The organism is Clostridium sp. LXY-7 (genome assembly GCF_056172015.1).
In genome coordinates, this window is record NZ_JBLLJL010000004.1 from 501327 (window position 1) to 519862 (window position 18536).

At 29.8% G+C, this 18536-nt stretch carries 22 protein-coding genes and 1 pseudogene; 19 read left to right on the top strand and 4 right to left on the bottom strand.

From position 1 onward, the window contains the following. Window positions 1–20: 20 nt before the first annotated feature. The 4 genes from ACI48Q_RS15600 to ACI48Q_RS15615 form a co-directional block, all read right to left on the bottom strand. Window positions 21–1367: an ABC transporter substrate-binding protein gene (locus tag ACI48Q_RS15600; RefSeq protein WP_474920042.1), complete on the bottom strand. Its 1347-nt coding sequence runs from the start codon at window positions 1365–1367 to the stop codon at window positions 21–23. Window positions 1368–1429: 62 nt separating this feature from the next. Next, the gene (locus ACI48Q_RS15605) at window positions 1430–2257 is read right to left on the bottom strand and encodes a carbohydrate ABC transporter permease (RefSeq protein WP_474920043.1); all 828 of its coding nucleotides are present in this window, start codon (window positions 2255–2257) and stop codon (window positions 1430–1432) included. After that, window positions 2247–3128 carry a carbohydrate ABC transporter permease gene (locus tag ACI48Q_RS15610; protein WP_474920044.1) on the bottom strand — a complete coding sequence of 294 codons (882 nt, stop codon included), beginning with the start codon at window positions 3126–3128 and terminating at the stop codon, window positions 2247–2249. The genes ACI48Q_RS15605 and ACI48Q_RS15610 overlap by 11 nt, the downstream gene beginning before the upstream one ends. Continuing rightward, window positions 3112–4170, bottom strand: a complete 1059-nt coding sequence (locus ACI48Q_RS15615) for an ABC transporter ATP-binding protein (protein WP_474920045.1) — start codon at window positions 4168–4170, stop codon at window positions 3112–3114. Before ACI48Q_RS15615 ends, ACI48Q_RS15610 begins: the two co-directional genes overlap by 17 nt. A gap of 441 nt (window positions 4171–4611) precedes the next feature. On the opposite strand from ACI48Q_RS15615, the gene ACI48Q_RS15620 reads away from it, so the two are divergent. From ACI48Q_RS15620 to ACI48Q_RS15710, 19 genes and pseudogenes are all read left to right on the top strand, one after another. Beyond that, a complete protein-coding gene (locus tag ACI48Q_RS15620) occupies window positions 4612–6015 on the top strand; it encodes a glutamate synthase-related protein (RefSeq protein ID WP_474920046.1) in 1404 nt (467 codons plus the stop codon). Window positions 6016–6106: 91 nt separating this feature from the next. Continuing rightward, complete coding sequence (locus tag ACI48Q_RS15625) at window positions 6107–6595, top strand: CD3072 family TudS-related putative desulfidase (RefSeq protein ID WP_474920047.1); 489 nt, start codon at window positions 6107–6109, stop codon at window positions 6593–6595. A gap of 386 nt (window positions 6596–6981) precedes the next feature. Next, window positions 6982–7509 carry a 2'-5' RNA ligase family protein gene (locus tag ACI48Q_RS15630; RefSeq protein ID WP_474920048.1) on the top strand — a complete coding sequence of 176 codons (528 nt, stop codon included), beginning with the start codon at window positions 6982–6984 and terminating at the stop codon, window positions 7507–7509. Between the two features lie 12 nt (window positions 7510–7521). Next, window positions 7522–8022, top strand: coding sequence for an NUDIX hydrolase (locus ACI48Q_RS15635; RefSeq protein WP_474920049.1), 501 nt, complete (start codon window positions 7522–7524; stop codon window positions 8020–8022). A gap of 24 nt (window positions 8023–8046) precedes the next feature. Further along, a complete protein-coding gene (locus tag ACI48Q_RS15640; RefSeq protein ID WP_474920050.1) occupies window positions 8047–8760 on the top strand; it encodes a GNAT family N-acetyltransferase in 714 nt (237 codons plus the stop codon). An 83-nt stretch (window positions 8761–8843) separates the two neighbouring features. Further along, a pseudogene (locus tag ACI48Q_RS15645) lies at window positions 8844–9350 on the top strand (GNAT family N-acetyltransferase); the annotation flags it as partial. Window positions 9351–9420: 70 nt separating this feature from the next. Further along, window positions 9421–10269, top strand: coding sequence for a sugar nucleotide-binding protein (locus tag ACI48Q_RS15650; RefSeq protein ID WP_474920051.1), 849 nt, complete (start codon window positions 9421–9423; stop codon window positions 10267–10269). A gap of 5 nt (window positions 10270–10274) precedes the next feature. Further along, complete coding sequence (locus tag ACI48Q_RS15655; RefSeq protein ID WP_474920052.1) at window positions 10275–10961, top strand: 4Fe-4S double cluster binding domain-containing protein; 687 nt, start codon at window positions 10275–10277, stop codon at window positions 10959–10961. A gap of 127 nt (window positions 10962–11088) precedes the next feature. Next, complete coding sequence (locus ACI48Q_RS15660) at window positions 11089–11778, top strand: hypothetical protein (protein ID WP_474920053.1); 690 nt, start codon at window positions 11089–11091, stop codon at window positions 11776–11778. A gap of 29 nt (window positions 11779–11807) precedes the next feature. Then, on the top strand, window positions 11808–12272 hold the full coding sequence (locus ACI48Q_RS15665; RefSeq protein ID WP_474920055.1) for an HIT family protein: 465 nt from the start codon (window positions 11808–11810) through the stop codon (window positions 12270–12272). A 108-nt stretch (window positions 12273–12380) separates the two neighbouring features. Then, a complete protein-coding gene (locus ACI48Q_RS15670; RefSeq protein ID WP_474920056.1) occupies window positions 12381–12755 on the top strand; it encodes a GntR family transcriptional regulator in 375 nt (124 codons plus the stop codon). A gap of 3 nt (window positions 12756–12758) precedes the next feature. Next, window positions 12759–13613, top strand: a complete 855-nt coding sequence (locus tag ACI48Q_RS15675) for an ABC transporter ATP-binding protein (protein ID WP_474920057.1) — start codon at window positions 12759–12761, stop codon at window positions 13611–13613. A gap of 1 nt (window position 13614) precedes the next feature. After that, complete coding sequence (locus tag ACI48Q_RS15680; protein WP_474920058.1) at window positions 13615–14271, top strand: ABC-2 transporter permease; 657 nt, start codon at window positions 13615–13617, stop codon at window positions 14269–14271. A 13-nt stretch (window positions 14272–14284) separates the two neighbouring features. Further along, window positions 14285–14428, top strand: a complete 144-nt coding sequence (locus ACI48Q_RS15685) for a hypothetical protein (RefSeq protein WP_474920059.1) — start codon at window positions 14285–14287, stop codon at window positions 14426–14428. A 28-nt stretch (window positions 14429–14456) separates the two neighbouring features. Then, on the top strand, window positions 14457–14861 hold the full coding sequence (locus ACI48Q_RS15690) for an NUDIX hydrolase (protein WP_474920060.1): 405 nt from the start codon (window positions 14457–14459) through the stop codon (window positions 14859–14861). Window positions 14862–14921: 60 nt separating this feature from the next. After that, entirely contained in the window at window positions 14922–16118 is a 1197-nt protein-coding gene (locus tag ACI48Q_RS15695) for a hypothetical protein (RefSeq protein ID WP_474920061.1), read from the top strand. 185 nt (window positions 16119–16303) lie between these two features. After that, window positions 16304–16840 carry a ribonuclease FAU-1 family protein gene (locus tag ACI48Q_RS15700; protein ID WP_474920062.1) on the top strand — a complete coding sequence of 179 codons (537 nt, stop codon included), beginning with the start codon at window positions 16304–16306 and terminating at the stop codon, window positions 16838–16840. Window positions 16841–16874: 34 nt separating this feature from the next. Next, window positions 16875–17747 carry an MBL fold metallo-hydrolase gene (locus ACI48Q_RS15705; RefSeq protein WP_474920063.1) on the top strand — a complete coding sequence of 291 codons (873 nt, stop codon included), beginning with the start codon at window positions 16875–16877 and terminating at the stop codon, window positions 17745–17747. 5 nt (window positions 17748–17752) lie between these two features. Next, complete coding sequence (locus tag ACI48Q_RS15710; protein WP_474920064.1) at window positions 17753–18430, top strand: HAD family hydrolase; 678 nt, start codon at window positions 17753–17755, stop codon at window positions 18428–18430. Window positions 18431–18536: the final 106 nt, after the last annotated feature.

The following is an 18536-nucleotide window of genomic DNA, read 5'->3' on the forward strand; positions in this document are numbered from 1 at the left end:
GTGTAATAGCACTTTATAATTTAGTTGTTCCTAGCTTCTTTCATAGCAGCTACTCCTCTGTCTTGAGCAGCCTTTAAAGCATCATCAATATTTTTTTCTTTTAAGAATACTTCATCAAGTTCTTCACCTAAGATATCAAGAGCAGGGATTACTCCTATACTTCTAGCTCCTTGATATCCGCTATCCATAGAAGTAAATGGAACTTTTTTTACTGGATTTTCTTCTAAAAAAGCTTTATAAGAATCAAGCTCAGCAGCAGATTTTCTAACAGGAATATAGCCAGTATTTTCAGAAAAATAAGCTGTATTTTCTGTATCTGTTAAAAATTTAATGTACATCCAAGCAGCTAATTTTTGCTCTAGAGATCCTTGATTAAATACAGTTACATTTGTTCCATAGTAAAGTTGTTCAGTTGATTTATGAGTCGGTAATGGAGCCATAAACCATTTATTAGCCATTTCAGCTTTTTGAATATAAGGAATAGCAGAAGTTGAAGCTATACACATAGCAACCCTTCCTTGAGTAAATGGTGTGTTAGCATCTTTATCCTCACCAGCAAGTCTTGCAGATTTATCTTGTATAAGTGAGTTTATGAAAGTTACAGCTTCTTTTGTTTCTGGAGTATTGAAGTTAATCTTATCTGCTTTTTCATCTATAACTTCACCACCAGCTTGTTTTACCCAAATACCAATATCTGTAGAGATATTATTTTGTAAAACAAGACCATAAATTTCTGGGTCATTATCATTATTTTTATCTACAGTAAGTTTTTTAGAAGCTTCTTTTAATTCATCCCAAGTTTCAGGAACTTCTACACCTTTTTCTTTTAGCATATCTTCATTGTAATAAAGTACCATTTGACTTTTGTTTAAAGGAAAAGCAAATTGTTTGCCATCCCAAGCACCATCATTTAAGAACATGTCTGGAATATCTTTTAAGCTTTCCTTTGTTAATCCTATGTTAGATGCATTTATGTATGGATTTAAATCCTCTACAAGGCCTTTCTCTATGTACCAAGAAAGTCTATTACTATATATTTGAGTTAGAGTTGGAAGAGTATTTGATTTGGCAGCACCCATTAACTTATCAAATAAGTCTCTATAACCGCCTTGATTTACTAAATTAACTTTTATATTTGGATTTTTAGACATAAAGTCATTAGTTAATTTAGTAAGTGCATCTCCATTAGCACCATTCATTGAGTGCCAAAATTCAATTTCAACATCACCATTAAGCTCAGTAGCTATTGAAGGTGCTATTTCTTTGTCTTTATCTCCAGTTGTAGTTTTACCATTTGATTTGCCACATGCCCCTAGAGAAAATGTCATTAAACCAGCAAGTAGCAATGATAAAAATTTCTTTTTCATTTTTAACCCCCTAATATAATTTATATGTAATTTATATGTAATTTATATGAAAACTCTGTAATCTAACCTTTTAAACTAGAGCCTTTTACTCCATCTAGAATGTACTTTTGTAGAAGAATATAGACTATAACCATAGGTAAGATTACCAGAGTAGACAAGGCCATTATAAGATGATAATCAGAACCTGATTCTGTACTAAATTTTGCTAAGGCTGTAGGTAAAGTTCTCATAGCTTCAGAATTAGTAACTATCATTGGCCACATAAAAGAATTCCAACTATTTATTATTTTCAATACTCCAATAGTAACTACAGTAGGTCTAGCTATTGGTATTAATATGTGCCATAAAAATTTAAAATCTTTGCAACCGTCTATTTTAGCAGCAAAATGTAACTCTTTTGGTACAGACATAAAATGTTGCTTAAGGAGAAAGATTGAAAATACAGAAGTACACCAAGGAATAATAAGTGCTTTATAGGTATTTATCCAAGATAACTTACTTAGTAATACAAAATTAGGTATTACTAAAACTTCACTAGGAACCATCATGGTGCCTAATAAAACAGCAAAAATTATATTATTACCTTTAAAGTTCAATTTTGAGAATGCAAAGGCTGCTAAGATAGTAGTAATTAACTCTCCAAGGGTTATGCAGACAGTTACAAAGATGCTGTTAAAAATATATTTTTTAAATCCTTGTAATTTAAAAACTTCTTTATAATTTTCAAGAGTTGAATTTTCTGGTAAAAGCGTAGGAGGAACTTGTAATAGTTCCTTAGCTGTTCTTACTGAAGAAAGTAACATCCATAGGAAAGGAATAATTATAAAAGCAGCTCCAAGAACAAGAATGGCATATATAATAGAATTTTTGGCTAGGCTTTTACTTGTCATAATAATTCCATCTCCTTCCAATTCTTAATTGAATTATTGTAAATATAGATATGATAATAAATAATATAAAGGCTGCAGCAGAGGCAGTTGCAAATTGCCAATGCATATAAAATTTATCAAAAATATAATAAACCATAGTAAGTCCACTATTTACAGGTCCAGCTGTCTTATCATATAGTATGAAAATTTCATCAAATATTTTAAAACAGCTTATAATTGAAGTTACTGAAAGAAAAAATGTGGTTGGTGCTAAAAGAGGTAAGGTAATATTCTTAAACCTTTGAAATTTACTTGCTCCATCAATTTTTGCAGCATTATAATATTTACTATCGATATTTTGCAGACCAGCTAAAAAAATAATAATTTTATATCCAAGACCTTTCCAAACACTTAAGATTACTAACATTGGAATTGTCCAATTAGGATCCATTAGAAATTTTTGTGGTGTCATGTTTAACCAAGTAAGAACAGAGTTAATAAGTCCATATTCGCTATGAAACATCCATTTCCAAACCATAGATATTGCTACAGTTGAAGTAACAAAAGGAAGAAAATATACAGAAGCAAAGAATTTTTTAAATCTTGTTATTTTATTAAGTAAAACAGCAAAAAATAAGGATACCGTTATACTAATAGGTACTGATAAAAGTACAAATAAAAAGGTATTCTTTAAAGCAAGATAAAAGTTTGGATCATTAAATACAATTTTAAAGTTGTCTAATCCTCTTGAATAAATAATATCTTTTATATAATCAAATTTAGTATAAAAGCTCATACTAAAGGCTTTTATTAAAGGATAAAGCTGAAACAAAAATATGATAATTAAGCTTGGTAATAAATATAGATAAGCTTTATTAAATTTCCATCTCATAACTTTTGCCTCCAAATAATTCATTATCTTTGTAAATCAAGAAGCTTGAAGGATTAAAGCTTAAGCAGGACTTACTAGGTATTAAAGAGTTTGGAAGCAATAAATTTATGATTTGAGAATCAGTCTTTAGTTTTATTAAGCTTTCTTTACCAAGAAGCTTTGTATCTAAAATATTACCCTTTATTACTCCTGTAGGGCTTAAAATAAAATTCTCGGAACGAATTCCAATGGAAACTTTACCTAAATTTTTTTCAGTTAAGTTTTTTATTTTGAAAGAAAAGCTAGAGCTTATAAAAATGTCTTCCAAGATTTTACCATCTATTAAATTAATAGTAGGATTACCAATAAATCTTGCAGCAGTAGTATTTTTAGGTAGATTATATAATTCTAAAGGTGTTGAGTATTGTACTAATTTTCCAGAATCCATAAGCAGGACTTTATCTGAGATGCTTAGAGCTTCTTCTTGATCATGGGTAACAAATATAGTAGTTATGCCAATTTCTTTTTGCAGTTCTTTTATTTCATATCTCATATCAACCCTAAGCTTTGCGTCAAGATTAGAAAAAGGCTCGTCCATAAGTAAGATGCTTGGATCTTTAATTAGAGCTCTACCAATAGCAACTCGTTGCTGCTGTCCGCCAGATAATTCCTTTGGCTTTCTTTTCAAATAATCTTCAAGTCTTAAAAATGTTGAAAGTCTTTCAAGTTTTTCCTCCTGAAGCTTTTTTGATAGTTTCTTTATTTTTAAAGGAAATAATATATTTTCTTTAACAGTCATGTGAGGATATAGAGAATAGTTCTGAAATACCATTCCAATATTTCGTTTCTCTGTTTCAAGATCAATTACATTTTCATCATTAAAAAAAATATTTCCACAGGTAGGAGTTAAAAGTCCTGAAATCATAAATAAGAGAGTACTTTTCCCACAACCGCTGGGACCTAGAATAGATGTTAATTTTCCTGAATCAAAAGATAAATTAAGATTATCTACAGCAGTTATAACATCATAGGATTTTTTTAAATTCTCTATTAAAATCTTCATAAATATCACCATAAAATTCAAAGATAAATTTTTCACAAATTCCAACCCAAGTTTACCATTATGAAAATATATTTACCAATACATAAATTAAATAGTTAAATATGAAGTAATTTGAAAATATAATAACATTATCTATTTATTTAGAAATACATTTAAAAAAATCATAGTTTTTGTTTGTATTAGAGAAACATAGAAAGAGAAACCTTATAAATTTTATTTAATGAGAAAATTACAGCTATTATACAATAATGGAATATTAATGTTTTCTATATGGTATTAATAAATTTTACTGTTAAGTTAACCTAAATATGCAAATGTATACTATAATATAGATTAAACTAGCAATAAATTTATTAAAAAATTTTTATATTAAATGATAGATTTACAATAGGTATGGCTAACACATTATGCTATATATTATTGTAAACAAGGAGGTATCTTATGGCAATTTATAAATGTGATATCTGTGGATATCAATACGATGAGGATAAGGAAGGAGTTAAGTTTGAAGATTTATCGAAGGATTGGGTATGCCCTATATGTAAAGCAAATAAAAATGTTGTAAGAATTATTGAAGACAGCATAGCTAAATCTACAGAGGAAGTTATAAGCGATAATCCACTAGCATATCCAAAAGATTATGCAAAGGGAAGCAGTGATATAGAAATACATATGTCAGCAATACATGCTATGGCACAAACAGGTAAATCTATTATTGAACCAATGGGGACAAGACTACCAATTATTTCATGGGATGATATTTTAATAATGGGAGCACAATTTAATCCAGCACCGTTAAATGAACATGATCCTGTTAATACTAGAACAATAATAGGAAAAAAAGCTAAGAAACCTATGATACTAGAACATCCAATTTATGTTTCTCATATGTCCTTTGGTGCACTATCAAAAGAATTTAAAATTGCATTAGCTAAAGGATCTGCCATGACAAAGACTGCAATGTGTAGTGGTGAAGGTGGTATACTTCCAGAAGAATTTGAAGCTTCTTATAAATATATTTTTGAGTATGTACCTAATTTATACAGTGTTACAGAAGAGAATTTAAAGAAAGTAGACGCTATTGAAATAAAAATAGGGCAAGGAACAAAGCCAGGAATGGGAGGTCATTTACCTGGAGAAAAGGTCACTTCAGAAATAGCAAAAATACGTAACAAGCCAGTTGGACAAGATATAATAAGTCCGTCAAAGTTTCAAAATTTAAAAACTAAAGAGGATTTAAAAAATTTAGTGGACTGGCTTCGTAAAGCTTCAGAGGGACGTCCTATTGGTATAAAAATTGCTGCAGGTCACATAGAACAGGATATGGAATGGATTGCCTTTGCAAAGCCTGACTTTGTTACAGTAGATGGGCGCGGGGGCGCAACAGGAGCAAGTCCAAAAACCTTAAAAGATTCAAGTTCTATGCCTACTATTTTTGCCCTTTATAGAGCTAAAAAGTACATAATAGATCATAATTTAGATATAGATTTAGTAATAACAGGGGGATTACGTGTTCCAAGTGATTTTGCTAAGGCAATTGCCATGGGAGCAGACGCAGTAGCCATTGCTTCTTCAGCTATGATGGCAACAGCTTGTCAACAATATAGAGTATGTAACACAGGTATGTGTCCTGTTGGTGCAGCAACACAAGACCCTGAAATTAGAAAGCGTCTTCATATAGAACACAGTGCACAAAGACTTGCTAATTTCTTGAATGTTTCCAAAGAAGAGTTGGCTACCTTTGCTAGAATAACTGGACATTCTGATGTTCATGATTTAAGTGTAAGAGATCTTTATACAACAAATAGCGAAATATCTTCTTTTACAAATGTTGAGCATGTATAATAAAAATATAATATAGCTAGATTAAAAATTTATTGAATTTAATTATTTAAGTTCAATAAGTTTTTTAAGTGTGGCTTGGAGGTGTTTTATTATGAAAAGAGGAAAACAATTATTAATAATTAGTCATTGCATAATAAATCAAAATTCAGTAGTAGAACCTTTGGCAAGAGCAAAGGGAGCCTTTCCTATAGTAGAAAAATTATTGGAGGAAGGAGTTGGGCTTATACAACTTCCCTGTCCAGAATTTAAATTCTTAGGACCACTTAGAAAGCCTATGAGTAAAGAAGAATATGATTCTAAAGAATTTAGGGAGCTTTGTAGAAAGCTATTTGTAGATACTTTAGAGGATTTAAAAAAATATTTACAGAGTGGTTATGAATTAAAGGGCATATTAGGAATAAAACATAGTCCAACCTGTAGTGTAAGAGAAAATCAAGGAATATTTATAGAAGAGATATTTTCTATGTTAAAAGAAGAAGGTATTAATATAAAAGCTTATGACATACCGGAAAATTATGAAGAATCACAAGATTTTTTACAATTATTCAGTGAAATAAAAGAGAATTTAGATTTAAGTTAAAGACTTTATTTTAATATAGTATTGATAATGAACTACATATTATTACTCACAAACCGTTTCGAAAGCTTGATTTACTAAGGCTCTATTCAAGTAAAAAGCTAAAATACAACAACTCGCTTCTCTCGAACAAGTTGTATTTCTTAACGCTTTTCACTTTCATAGAACCTAAGTAAATCTAATCTTCCTGCAAATGGTTTGTTTCGCAATAATATGTAGTTCTAATATCAACAAACATTTAAAATAAAGCCCTAAAATATAAACAAAAACCGCTAAAAGGCTATATTGCTTCTTTAGGGGTTTTTATTTATGTAGATATTCTAAGATATATGTAACATTATTCTTAAATGTTATAATATAGGAAGGTAGTTGAGAGAAGGAGAGTAATCATGGAAGAAAAGTTTTTATGTGCTATTGCTACATTTGATGAAGATACTAATATAAAATTTAAGAAAATACAAGATGAACTTGTTAAAGCGGGTATGAAGGAGCAAGAGGTTCCTCCACATATTACCCTTGCAGCATATGTAGGGGTTCAGGAGGAAGATGTATGTAACTGGATAGAAGAGTTCGCTAGCAAGAATAAAGGTATTAAAGTAAAATTTAGCAATATAGGCTTATTTGGATTAAAGGTGGCCTTTATAGCACCTTGTGTTTCAGATGAATTAAAAGATTTTCATAGGGCGTTTCATGAAAAATATGATCATATGTGTGGGGAGATAGGACTTAATTACTCATTAGCTGGAACAGGGTGGGTGCCACATGTAACTGTTCTTATAGAAGAAGCTGATACCCTTATTAAGGCATTACCTGTAATTAATGATAACTTCCAGCCTTTTACTGGAGAGATAGATAAGATTGAGCTTTATGAATTTTATCCAATGAGAAAAATTGCAGCTTATACATTAAGAAAATAAGGAGAGACTACTATGGAATTATGGGATATTTTAGATGAAAATGGTAATAGAACAGGAAAGATAGCGCCTAGAGGAAGCAAAATGAATCAGGGAGAATATCATCTTGTTGTTTTTATATGGATAGAAAATATAGATGGAAATTTTGTAATATCAAGGAGAAGTGCAAATAAGCCTCAAGGAAACAAATGGGAGACCGTAGGAGGATCAGTTATTGCAGGAGAAGAAAGCTTAGAAGCCGCTTTAAGAGAAGTTGTGGAAGAGTTAGGAATAGAGCTAAAAGCAGAAAATGGAGGATTACTCAGAAGGGTTAGATTTGATACTGAGCATCCTTGGATTGCAGATATTTATCATTTCAGGCAAGAGGTGGATATTACTAAGATTGTTCCTCAACAGGGAGAAGTAAGTGAAGCTAAATTAATGACTAAAGAAGATATATTTAAGATTATAGAAGAGAAAAATTTTTTCTATGGAGATATGCACTTAGAGTATGTAGGGGAATATTTATTTAAGTAATTATATGGAAGTGTGGTGAAGATTATGGAGAGAGAAACTGCCATAGAGGTGCTTTCTAAAGATTTTCTATTGAATGTAGATATGCTTGAAATTATAAGAAGAGGAAGTGGAGAAATTATTTTTGCATCTTTAAATGGAGTGCTGATAAAAGATAAAATATCAGGAATATATATGATGTCTGCTAAAGATATAGAGACAGCAGAGATAATAATTAGTAAGATTCCAGATACCATGGTAATGATGGTAGATCATGAATATACATACCATAATTTACTTACTGAAAGGTTTAATTTTAAGGATGAAATGGTTTGTCATAATGTAGTTTACACTAAAAAAGAACCTTTAAAAATTCCAGAATGTAGAGCAGAGATTAGATTACTTACAGAGGAATATACAAAACAGGTGGTTGAGAGCTATTCTAGCTTAGATTTATCAGATGAAGATTATATTAAAGATAGGATAAACTCTAAAACTATGTTTGGCGCTTTTGTTAAGGATAAATTATGTGGCTTTATAGGAAATCATGAAGAGGGATCTATTGGAATACTTGAGGTGTTACCTGAGTATAGAGGGCTTGGAATAGGAGCCGCCCTTCAAGTTATAGCCACTAATGATGCATTAAAAAATAATAGATATGCCTATGGACAAGTAAAGGAAGGAAATATAGCTTCAATTAATCTACAGAAGAAGCTGGGTTTTGATATTTCTATGGAGAAAGTTTATTGGCTATTTAGATAGTATTAAGCTTAAATTTAAGCTACTGGAGGTAGAGCACATGCTAATGAAAGAGTTTTTTTTTTACCACAGAAAGATTAGGGTTCTCATTATGGGATGAAAAGGATATAGGCGATGCACTAGAATTATGGGGAAATCCACAGGTAACAAAATTTATTACAGCTCATGGAGAAATGCTAGAAGAAGAGATTTATAAAAGGCTTAAGCAAGAGATGAAAATGTATGAAAAATATAAGGTACAATATTGGCCTATATATTATAAGGAAAATAATGAAAATTTGGGATGCTGTGGTTTAAGACCTTATGATGATGAGAAGAAAATTTTTGAAATGGGCATACATTTAAAAGATAAATATTGGGGAGGTGGAATTGCTACAGAGGCATGTCTAGCTGTTATGGCTTATGCCTTTAATGTCCTCAAGGTTGAAGGACTTTTTGCTGGGCACAACCCTAAAAATACTGGTTCAGCAAAGCTACTTAAGAAATTAGGCTTTATCTATACCCATGATGAATTTTATCCACCAACAGGACTTAATCATCCATCATATTTAATTATGGGAGAAGATTATAGAAATAAGTATGAATTAAAATAATATAATTATATTTAAATAAATGAAAGCAAAACTAAGATGTAATAAATTATATTAGTTGAGGTTATTTAAGATGAATAATAAAATAAAAGTATTAATTTTAGGTGCTAGTGGTTTTCTAGGCGGTCATCTATATAAAGATATGAGGATGGATGATAGTTTTGAAGTTATGGGAACTTATAATGGAAATAGGGACTGTGATGAATTAAAAAAAATAGATGTGGCAGATAAATCTGAGATAGGCAATATAATAAAATATTTTGAGCCAGATGTTGTATTATGGAGTCTTATGAGTAAAACTAGTGAAAAATATTTAATTAAGCTAGGATTAAATAATATTTTAGAATGCATATCTTCAAAGCAGAAGCTGATATTTATATCTTCAAATGCAGTTTTCAATGGTGGACAAGGCAACCATAAGGAAGAAGAGGAACCACAATATAAAAATTCTAATGACAGTATAGCAATATATGCTAATGCTAAGATAGATGCAGAAAAAATAGTTAAGAAACTTGAAAATTATATAATTGTTAGACCAGGTGCAATTTATGGTAAAGACATACAAGGTAAATGGGATAGCAGAACAACTAGATTTATAGAGGAAGCTAAAGAAAATAAAGAGGTCATAAGAACTAAAAATCTATATAATACCTTTGTAAAAGTTGAGGAATTAGCATTAGCGATTACAGAGTTAATAAAAATAGACTATAGAGGGATCATTCATTTAGGACCTGAAAAGAAATGTAGCTATTATGATTACTATAGAAATGTAGCTATGAATTTGGGGATAGATGGCAGTATTGTAAAAAGTAATTTAATTAGTTATGAGGACGTTAAGAAATATGGCAGGTCCCTAGAGAATTCCTTAAATACAGAAAAATGCAGAGAATTATTAGGCAATATATTTACGGAGGTGTGGTGAAAGTTATGAATGAAGATAAATTAAGAGAATACATTATAAATCTTGGAGCTTCAATAGTTGGATTTGCAGACTTAAGGGGTATTGATAGAAATGCACGTAAAAATATGGATTATGGTATATCCTTTGGAATTAAGTTAAATGCTAAAGTTATAAAAGAAATTCATGGTGGACCAACAAAGGAATATTGGGAAGAATACAGGAGAATAAATAATGCTTTAGATGAAATCGCTATGCATTGTGTTAGTTATATAGAAAATTTAGGGTACAGTGCTATAGGACAAACATCCACCTATGTGACCAGTGATGATAATTTAACTACTCTAGTACCGCATAAGACAGTAGCTACGAGAGCTGGACTAGGGTGGATAGGTAAAAATGCATTATTAATTACACCTGAATATGGATCAGCCATACGTATATCTTCTGTTTTAACTAATATGCCACTTATAACAAATAGGCCTATTAATGAATCAAAATGTGGTGGATGTAAAAAGTGTAAATCAGCATGTCCAGCAGAAACAATTAAGGGTCAATTATGGAATATAGAACTAGAAAGAGAGGATTTAATAGATCCTTTCAAGTGTAGGCAAAAAGCTAGAGAATTATCGAAAAAACAAATAGGAACTGAAATTTCAATATGTGGTAAATGCATAGAGGTATGTCCATTTACACAGAGATATATTTCGTTGTAGTCTTTATAAATGGCTTTGTTTTAAAATAGTGTTGATAATGAACTACATATTATTGCGAAGCAAACCATTTAAAACAAAGCCTTATAAACAAATGTTTAAGTAGATTGATTAAAGTGAGGTTGCATATATGATAACAACACATGATTACTATAGAGATTTTATGGGGATAGATGAAAATAATTTTAGTAAAGGTAAGAGAATGTTTAAATGTTCAAATAGAGATTTGCCTCTTAATGAAAAATATTATTACCCTATAATTAAATCAATTTACCGAGAGGAAGAAATATTATCTATATATTATGAAGAAATTCTATCATTACAATATGATAAATCGAAATATTTAGACAATATATTAGAAGAGTTTTTAAAGAATCATTTAGAATTTAAAATAAGAAAAATGCATCGGTATACTTATGAGAAGTTAAATAAACAATGTACTGAAAGTAGAGTAATGACAATAGAAGATGGTAGTAGATTACATCTTAAAAATGATTTTGATATTAATAAGTATATGGAAAGAAAGAAAACTATTCTTAAAGAGAAACGCCAGATTATAACTATAGATAACGAAAATATATCTTCAATAGGCTTTATATCAGAGGTTACTTGTGGAGGAGGAAATATTGTTGTATTTACCTTAGATGAATTTAGAGATAAGGGGTATGGAAAAGAGGCTACAAAGGGGTGTATAAATTGGTGTATAGACAATGAAGTACTGCCCATATATTTAGTGGAAGATACTAATATTTACTCTAAAAGAATACCTATTTCTCTAGGGTTTAATAAAATATCAGAAGAATGGATAGTTTCTAAATAGTCACAGTTAATTATAGGAGGATTTTTTCTATGTATAATCATGAACCTAAGGATTATATATGTCCATTTTGCTTAGTAGTTAAAGGCATTGAAAATGAGCATGTACTTACAAGTCAAAAGGATGTTATATATAAGGATGAATATATAACTGCTTTTATTGGAGCAGGATGTTGGAAAAATAATAAAGGACATGTAATTATTATTCCTAATGAACATATTGAAAATATTTATGACTTACCTAATGAAATTTCTGCTAAAATTCATGAACTAGAGAGAATAGTAGCTATTGCATTTAAAAATGTCTATAAGTGTGATGGAGTATCTTCAAGACAACATAATGAACCTTATGGAAGTCAAGATGTTTGGCATTATCATTTGCATGTATTTCCGAGATATAAGAATGACAATTTATATGGAAATAAAAGAGAAATGTTAGATGGTGAAGAAAGAGTGGAGTATGCAAGGAGGCTTAGAGAATATTTAAAACAAGAATAATTTATATTAGTTTGGTTGGTCTGAGTATTCTCGGACCTTTTTTATTGACAAAACTGTACTTGGTGTGTACAATGTGATGTAAAGACATACACAGTTAGGAGGGATAGCTTGAATATTGTTCTTTCAAATACTTCAGAAAAACCTTTATACCAACAAATTAAAGAGCAAATAAAATCAGCAATATTAAAAGGGGAACTAAAGAATGGAGAGTTATTACCATCTATTCGTAATTTTTCAACGGATCTTAGAGTCAGTGTCTTAACGATTCGCAGAGTGTATGATGAATTGGAAAAAGAGGGTTTTGTCACAAGTCAGGCAGGTAAAGGAACTTTTGTATTAGCTGGAAATACAGATCTAATCAAAGATACAAAAAGATTAATAGTGGAGGATAAAATGTTCGCCATGGTTTCTACAGCGAAAACCATGGGAATAAGTAAAAAAGAGCTTATGGACATGATGGATATTATTTACGAGGAGGAATAAGTTATGAGTGATGTATTAAATGTTTGCGAGATTTCAAAGAAATTTCAAAATTTCGGACTAAACAATGTATCTTTTCATATTCAAGAAAACTGTATCACTGGATTTATTGGGAAAAATGGTGCAGGGAAAACTACATTAATAAAGACTTTATTAGGTTTATTGAAAAAAGATAGTGGTGAAATCACATTCTTTTCAAACAAATATCAGGGAAATGATTCTCTGATAAAGGATAAAATAGGTGTTGTCCTAGATGATGGATTTTTCTATGAACATCTAACTTTAAATGAAATGAAAAATTTGATTGCTTCTTGTTATAGTCATTGGAATGAAGGAAAGTATCAAGAATACTTAAAAAAATTTCGATTAAACCCAAAGCAATCCATATCAACATTGTCAAAAGGAATGAAGCTTAAATATTCTTTGGCGTTAGCACTATCTCATGGTGCTGATCTTCTTATTATGGATGAACCAACTTCTGGACTTGACCCTAAAATACGAAAAGAGTTAATGGATATATTAAGTGAATTTGTCCAAGAAGAAGGAAAGAGTGCTTTTTTCTCAACACACATTACTAGTGATTTGGAACGATGTGCTGATGAAATCATAATTATTGATAACGGAAGAATTATTGAACAAGCTGGGAAAGACGATATAATAGAGTCTTATCGCTTAATAAAAGGCACATTAGATGATTTAGAAAAAATAAGGGAAGTTCCTCTTAAAATGCTTGATCAATCAAGGTATGGTTTCACAGGCATTACGAAAGAATTTCAGACAATACAATCACTAAATTCTAATATGGTTATAGAAAAAGCAACTTTAGAAGATATATTTTTGACAATTATAGGGGGAGAATAATATGAAGGTAATTTATAATTTATTCAAGAAAGACTTTTTACTAATAAAGAAATATTTACTACCCATTCTTGGGTTCATTGTGGTAGCTCCCATATTCATTTCATATAGAACTCCTGCATTTCAACAGAATGGAAATATTCTTTATAGTATGTTAGTATTAATGATAACATTTACGGTATATCATGCAATATCTATGGAGGAAATGAAGCAAAAAGGTGAAATCTATCTCAGAATAACACCTATGTCAATTAACAAAGTTGTTATGGCAAAATATGTTTTAGTTACCTTTATATTTATAGTAACCACAGCTTTATTTCTAATATTATCACATTTGCCAGTAGTTCCTGTAGGTAAAGTAGATATAAAAAACATACTACTGTTTTTTGCAGTAATAGAAATATTTTTTGGAATTTATATTCCCATGACATTTAAGCTTGGCTATGTTAAGTTGCAAATGATAAGTGCAGGCATCATTTTTATATTTCCATTCTTCATATCTATTATTACAAAATACTTAGGAAGTGACATCCCATTAATAGCTACCATGGAAAATAGTTCTATATGGATGATTGCTATTCTATCATTATTGATTACATGTGCATCCATCATTATTGGAACTATGGCATCAAATAAGAGTATTAAGAACAAAGAGTATTAGGATGTCGAATTAAATGGAGCAAAATGCACAAGCTATTGTGCTTTTTAGATTTGCAGCAGCATTTTGCATAGTATATTCTGCACACCAGTATATTAGATTTATTAAAGGAAATACATTTAATCGTTCAGTTAAATTATTGAACGATAACAAAAAATAGAATTAATATATTATAAGGAGAGAAAAATATGGGGTTTAATGATTTTTTTAGATTTAGTGTACATGCAGTTATTACAAATAAAAAGGAACAAGTACTTTTACTTAAGCAGACCTACGGGGATAAGAGATGGGGGCTTCCAGGTGGTGGAGTTGAGCCAGGAGAAACAATTCATGAAGCAATTAAAAGAGAATGTGCTGAGGAATTAGGAATTAATATATCAATTAGTGCATTTACAGGATTATATTATCATAAAAGCTTCAATTCACAAGTTGGAATATTTAAATGTGAAATATTAGATGAAAATAGCATATGCTTAAGTGAGGAACATTCAGAATATGGATGGTTTAATATTTCAGAACTTAGTGATGTACAAAAATTAAGAGTACAAGATGCTGTAGAATTTAATGGACAAGTTATTAGCAGGGCATTCTAACAGAGATATAAAATGCTAAGAAGTACTTATAAAAATTATAAAATGTATAGGGGAACAATCATGGGTAAAAAGATAGACTTATATTTCTTTGGAGATACAGGAATTTATGATGAGTATAGCCCGGCTTATGTATGTAATAAAAAATATGTTCCAGAAATTTTATATTTAATTGCACACAATAAGCCATTTACAATAAGCAAAGATGAAATAATTAGAGAATTGGAAGTTAATGAGATAGAATTTGACAAAGCAATAGATAGTTTTAAATTTATAAAGGCTATAGAGGAAATTGACAATAAATACAAGTTAAATTTTACAGTATTTTTAGAAGAAGATATGGAACTATTAGATAAGTATTTTTTAAATATTGGGAAATACATGGGAGAAAAAATTGTAGAAAAGAGAGATATAATATATGATAAAATATCAGAATTATCAAACTATAATTCGTTTTCTAAAGAGAGAATACTTTACCATATAATATGCGATAGAATTTTTGATGGGACAGCTTTTCAATTTTTTACAGATAAAAAGGTATTTCTATCTTCAAAACTTCAGCCAGGAAATAGAGATTATATGATTTTTGGATATGAGGATAGTGATGGTGTGGAGGAGCATAGCAATAAAATATTTTGTAGTAGCAATAATTACAGAACTGAAAATTTTATATTTAATAGTTTTGGGGATTCAAAAGGAATTAGAAAAGATATGTTTAGATTTTTTAGAAGGGTACAAAGTTCTTTAGAAAATTCCACTTCTTTTAAAGAGATAAATTTATCTTATATAAGAATTATTGAAGATACAAATAGAGATTTAGCAGAGAAATGTGGTCAATTTATTTGGAAATGCATTAAAAATAATGTATACTATAATGAAATATCTGAAGAAGAAGAAAATATTACCAATTTTCTTGAGGGTTTTGAATATGTAAGTATTAATAGTGAAAGTAAATTAATTACCTGCAGTGTTCCTATATTTGAAGAAGGAGATATTTTAGTCATTGAAAAAATATCAAATATTATTCTTAAGGAGATCTGTGGGAGTGTAAAAGAAACCTTCCATGAATTTGCGGAAAATGCTTTAGACACAACACCTATAACACATGGAGTTAGTATAGATGAGATAGCTATTGAGCTATGGCATCAAGTCTTTGGAGCTATCAATGAATACTTAATGAAGATGAAATTTGTACAAGCACCAGAGGAGATAGTTGGAGAAGGAAGATATTTAAGAAGCGTTTATAAACTGAATTCTTAGTTTAAGGTGTAGTTTAATTCTATATGAAACTATAAAGTTCGCTGTGAAGGATAGTACACAATTATATTTCAATTCCATATAAGATATGAGTGCTATATTATATATACATGAGATAAAATAAATAATTAAATATAGTATTATATGCAATTTTAGATGAAACACTTATTTACAAGGGGGAAAAGGTTATGAAGAGAAGATTTGCTGATAAACCAGATTGGAGTAGGGTTTTAGAAAAAGAGTTTAAACTCATACATGTAGAAAATGAAGAGATAAAGGGTTATTTATCTAATATCCATATAAAGAAAATAACAGAGCCACTAGTTATTCAAACCTTAGGGGTAGACTATTGTATAGTAGATGAAGACTATACATGGCTTCAATACTTACCAGATGGAAAAAATTATGTGCTAACTGTGATGATTGATGAAAAAGGTGAAGTAATCCAATGGTATTTTGATATATCTGAGGAATATAAGCTTAATAATGAAGGTATGCCATATTATGATGATTTATATTTAGATTTAGTAGTATTAACTACAGGAGAGGTAATATTATTAGATGGGGATGAAATAGAAGAAGCCTTAAGAGTTGGAGAAGTTACTCAAAATCAATATGAAGTTGCATGGTCTCAAACAAAGGAATTAAAAAGTTGGTTAGAAAAAGATTTTCAGGAATTAAAGAGACTAACTAAAAAATATTTCTTATATATGAAGAATTTATAATATTAAAACATAGATAATAAGGAGGGGTATGGTCATGAAAATAAAGATACTAGGGTCAGGGGGATGTGTATCTTTACCACTTCCAACTTGCCAATGTGAAATATGCATGGAAGCGAGAGAAAAAGGAGTTCCTTTTTCAAGAACAGGATGCTCTATATTTATAGAAGACATAAATACAATAATAGATACTCCAGAGAATAGTGTAGAGCAATTAAATAGAGAGAATATATCACAGGTAGATAATATTTTTTATTCCCATTGGGATCCAGATCATACCTTAGGAATGAGAGTAATTGAACTTCTAAAATTAAGATGGTTAGATTTATATATAAAGGATAAAAAAGCTGAGAAAAAAATAGAAGTCTATGGTTTAGAGGAAGTCATGAATGATTTAAAGGCTATAAAGAATAAATATGGCTCCTATTTAGATTACTATGAAGGCTCAGGATTAATAAATATAAATTCTGTAGAAGCTAAAGAGCGTATAAACATAGGAAATATAGAAGTATATTTTCTTCCAGTGATACAGGGAGATGTAGCTACGATTTTTGTACTGAAGGAAGGAAATAAAAAGATAATATATGCACCTTGTGATATAAAGCCTTTTCCAAAAGGAGAAGAGCTTTTAAATAATGCTGACTTGTTGATAATTGGTAATGTAATTCCAGATGAACCTCTTAAAGATGGATATGTAATACCTAAAGATAATATTTTGAAACAAGAATTATTTACTATGGATGAAGTAATAGAAATAATTAAGGATTACAATATAGGATCTACAATTATAACCCATATTGAAGAGGATTGGGGTAAATCTTATTTAGACTATAAGGAATTAGAAAAGAAATATAGTCAATGTAATATATCCTTTGCTTATGATGGAATGGAGATATCGCTAGGAGGTTAATAGTTATGAGTGTTAAAGCTATATTCTTTGATTTATTTTACACATTGATTGTGCCCAAATATACGGGAAATAAGAATGAATATGATGTTTTAGGATTAACTTGCGAAGAATGGGAAAAGTATGCAGAAGATGAAGAAATATATGAAAAAAGGGCTATAGGAAAAGTTTTATCTAAAGAAGAAATTATGGAGGATATCACAAACATAATTCCATTCTCCATTTCACAGGAACAAAGGGATGAATTGATTTATCTTAGGTCACTGAGAATGAAAAATGCTTTACTTAATGTGGAACAAGAGATAATTAATACACTTGAAGGTATAAGAAAAATGGGTATAAAGGTTTGTTTAATTAGTAATGCAGATATGATAGATATAGAGTGTTGGAAGGATTCATTATTATCTCAATATTTTGATGGTGCAGTATTTTCGTGTAGAGTAGGTTGTTTAAAACCAAGTAAGGAAATATATAATATTGCAGTGAATCTAATGGAAGTGGATGCAACACAAAGTGTATTTGTAGGAGATGGTAGCTCTGATGAATTGAAAGGAGCCAAAGACATTGGAATGACAACTGTATTTTCTGAATACCTAGATAAGAAATCTCAAGAAAGATATTTAGTGATTAAAAAATATTCAGATTTTCATATAGTTGATTTTTCAGAACTTATGGCTATTATATGAAAGTTATAATATCTTTATAAAAAAGGCATCCACAGTTTTAAACTATGGGAGCCTTTAAAATATATTAGCCAAGATATTTCATAATTTTACCATGCAGTATCTTTTT

Bases quoted from the DNA above. Each gene is read 5' to 3' on its own strand.
- ACI48Q_RS15600 (WP_474920042.1), bottom strand. From the start codon at position 1,367: ATGAAAAAGAAATTTTTATCATTGCTACTTGCTGGTTTAATGACATTT.
- ACI48Q_RS15605 (WP_474920043.1), bottom strand. From the start codon at position 2,257: ATGACAAGTAAAAGCCTAGCCAAAAATTCTATTATATATGCCATTCTT.
- ACI48Q_RS15610 (WP_474920044.1), bottom strand. From the start codon at position 3,128: ATGAGATGGAAATTTAATAAAGCTTATCTATATTTATTACCAAGCTTA.
- ACI48Q_RS15615 (WP_474920045.1), bottom strand. From the start codon at position 4,170: ATGAAGATTTTAATAGAGAATTTAAAAAAATCCTATGATGTTATAACT.
- ACI48Q_RS15620 (WP_474920046.1), top strand. From the start codon at position 4,612: ATGGCAATTTATAAATGTGATATCTGTGGATATCAATACGATGAGGAT.
- ACI48Q_RS15625 (WP_474920047.1), top strand. From the start codon at position 6,107: ATGAAAAGAGGAAAACAATTATTAATAATTAGTCATTGCATAATAAAT.
- ACI48Q_RS15630 (WP_474920048.1), top strand. From the start codon at position 6,982: ATGGAAGAAAAGTTTTTATGTGCTATTGCTACATTTGATGAAGATACT.
- ACI48Q_RS15635 (WP_474920049.1), top strand. From the start codon at position 7,522: ATGGAATTATGGGATATTTTAGATGAAAATGGTAATAGAACAGGAAAG.
- ACI48Q_RS15640 (WP_474920050.1), top strand. From the start codon at position 8,047: ATGGAGAGAGAAACTGCCATAGAGGTGCTTTCTAAAGATTTTCTATTG.
- ACI48Q_RS15650 (WP_474920051.1), top strand. From the start codon at position 9,421: ATGAATAATAAAATAAAAGTATTAATTTTAGGTGCTAGTGGTTTTCTA.
- ACI48Q_RS15655 (WP_474920052.1), top strand. From the start codon at position 10,275: ATGAATGAAGATAAATTAAGAGAATACATTATAAATCTTGGAGCTTCA.
- ACI48Q_RS15660 (WP_474920053.1), top strand. From the start codon at position 11,089: ATGATAACAACACATGATTACTATAGAGATTTTATGGGGATAGATGAA.
- ACI48Q_RS15665 (WP_474920055.1), top strand. From the start codon at position 11,808: ATGTATAATCATGAACCTAAGGATTATATATGTCCATTTTGCTTAGTA.
- ACI48Q_RS15675 (WP_474920057.1), top strand. From the start codon at position 12,759: ATGAGTGATGTATTAAATGTTTGCGAGATTTCAAAGAAATTTCAAAAT.
- ACI48Q_RS15680 (WP_474920058.1), top strand. From the start codon at position 13,615: ATGAAGGTAATTTATAATTTATTCAAGAAAGACTTTTTACTAATAAAG.
- ACI48Q_RS15685 (WP_474920059.1), top strand. From the start codon at position 14,285: ATGGAGCAAAATGCACAAGCTATTGTGCTTTTTAGATTTGCAGCAGCA.
- ACI48Q_RS15690 (WP_474920060.1), top strand. From the start codon at position 14,457: ATGGGGTTTAATGATTTTTTTAGATTTAGTGTACATGCAGTTATTACA.
- ACI48Q_RS15695 (WP_474920061.1), top strand. From the start codon at position 14,922: ATGGGTAAAAAGATAGACTTATATTTCTTTGGAGATACAGGAATTTAT.
- ACI48Q_RS15700 (WP_474920062.1), top strand. From the start codon at position 16,304: ATGAAGAGAAGATTTGCTGATAAACCAGATTGGAGTAGGGTTTTAGAA.
- ACI48Q_RS15705 (WP_474920063.1), top strand. From the start codon at position 16,875: ATGAAAATAAAGATACTAGGGTCAGGGGGATGTGTATCTTTACCACTT.
- ACI48Q_RS15710 (WP_474920064.1), top strand. From the start codon at position 17,753: ATGAGTGTTAAAGCTATATTCTTTGATTTATTTTACACATTGATTGTG.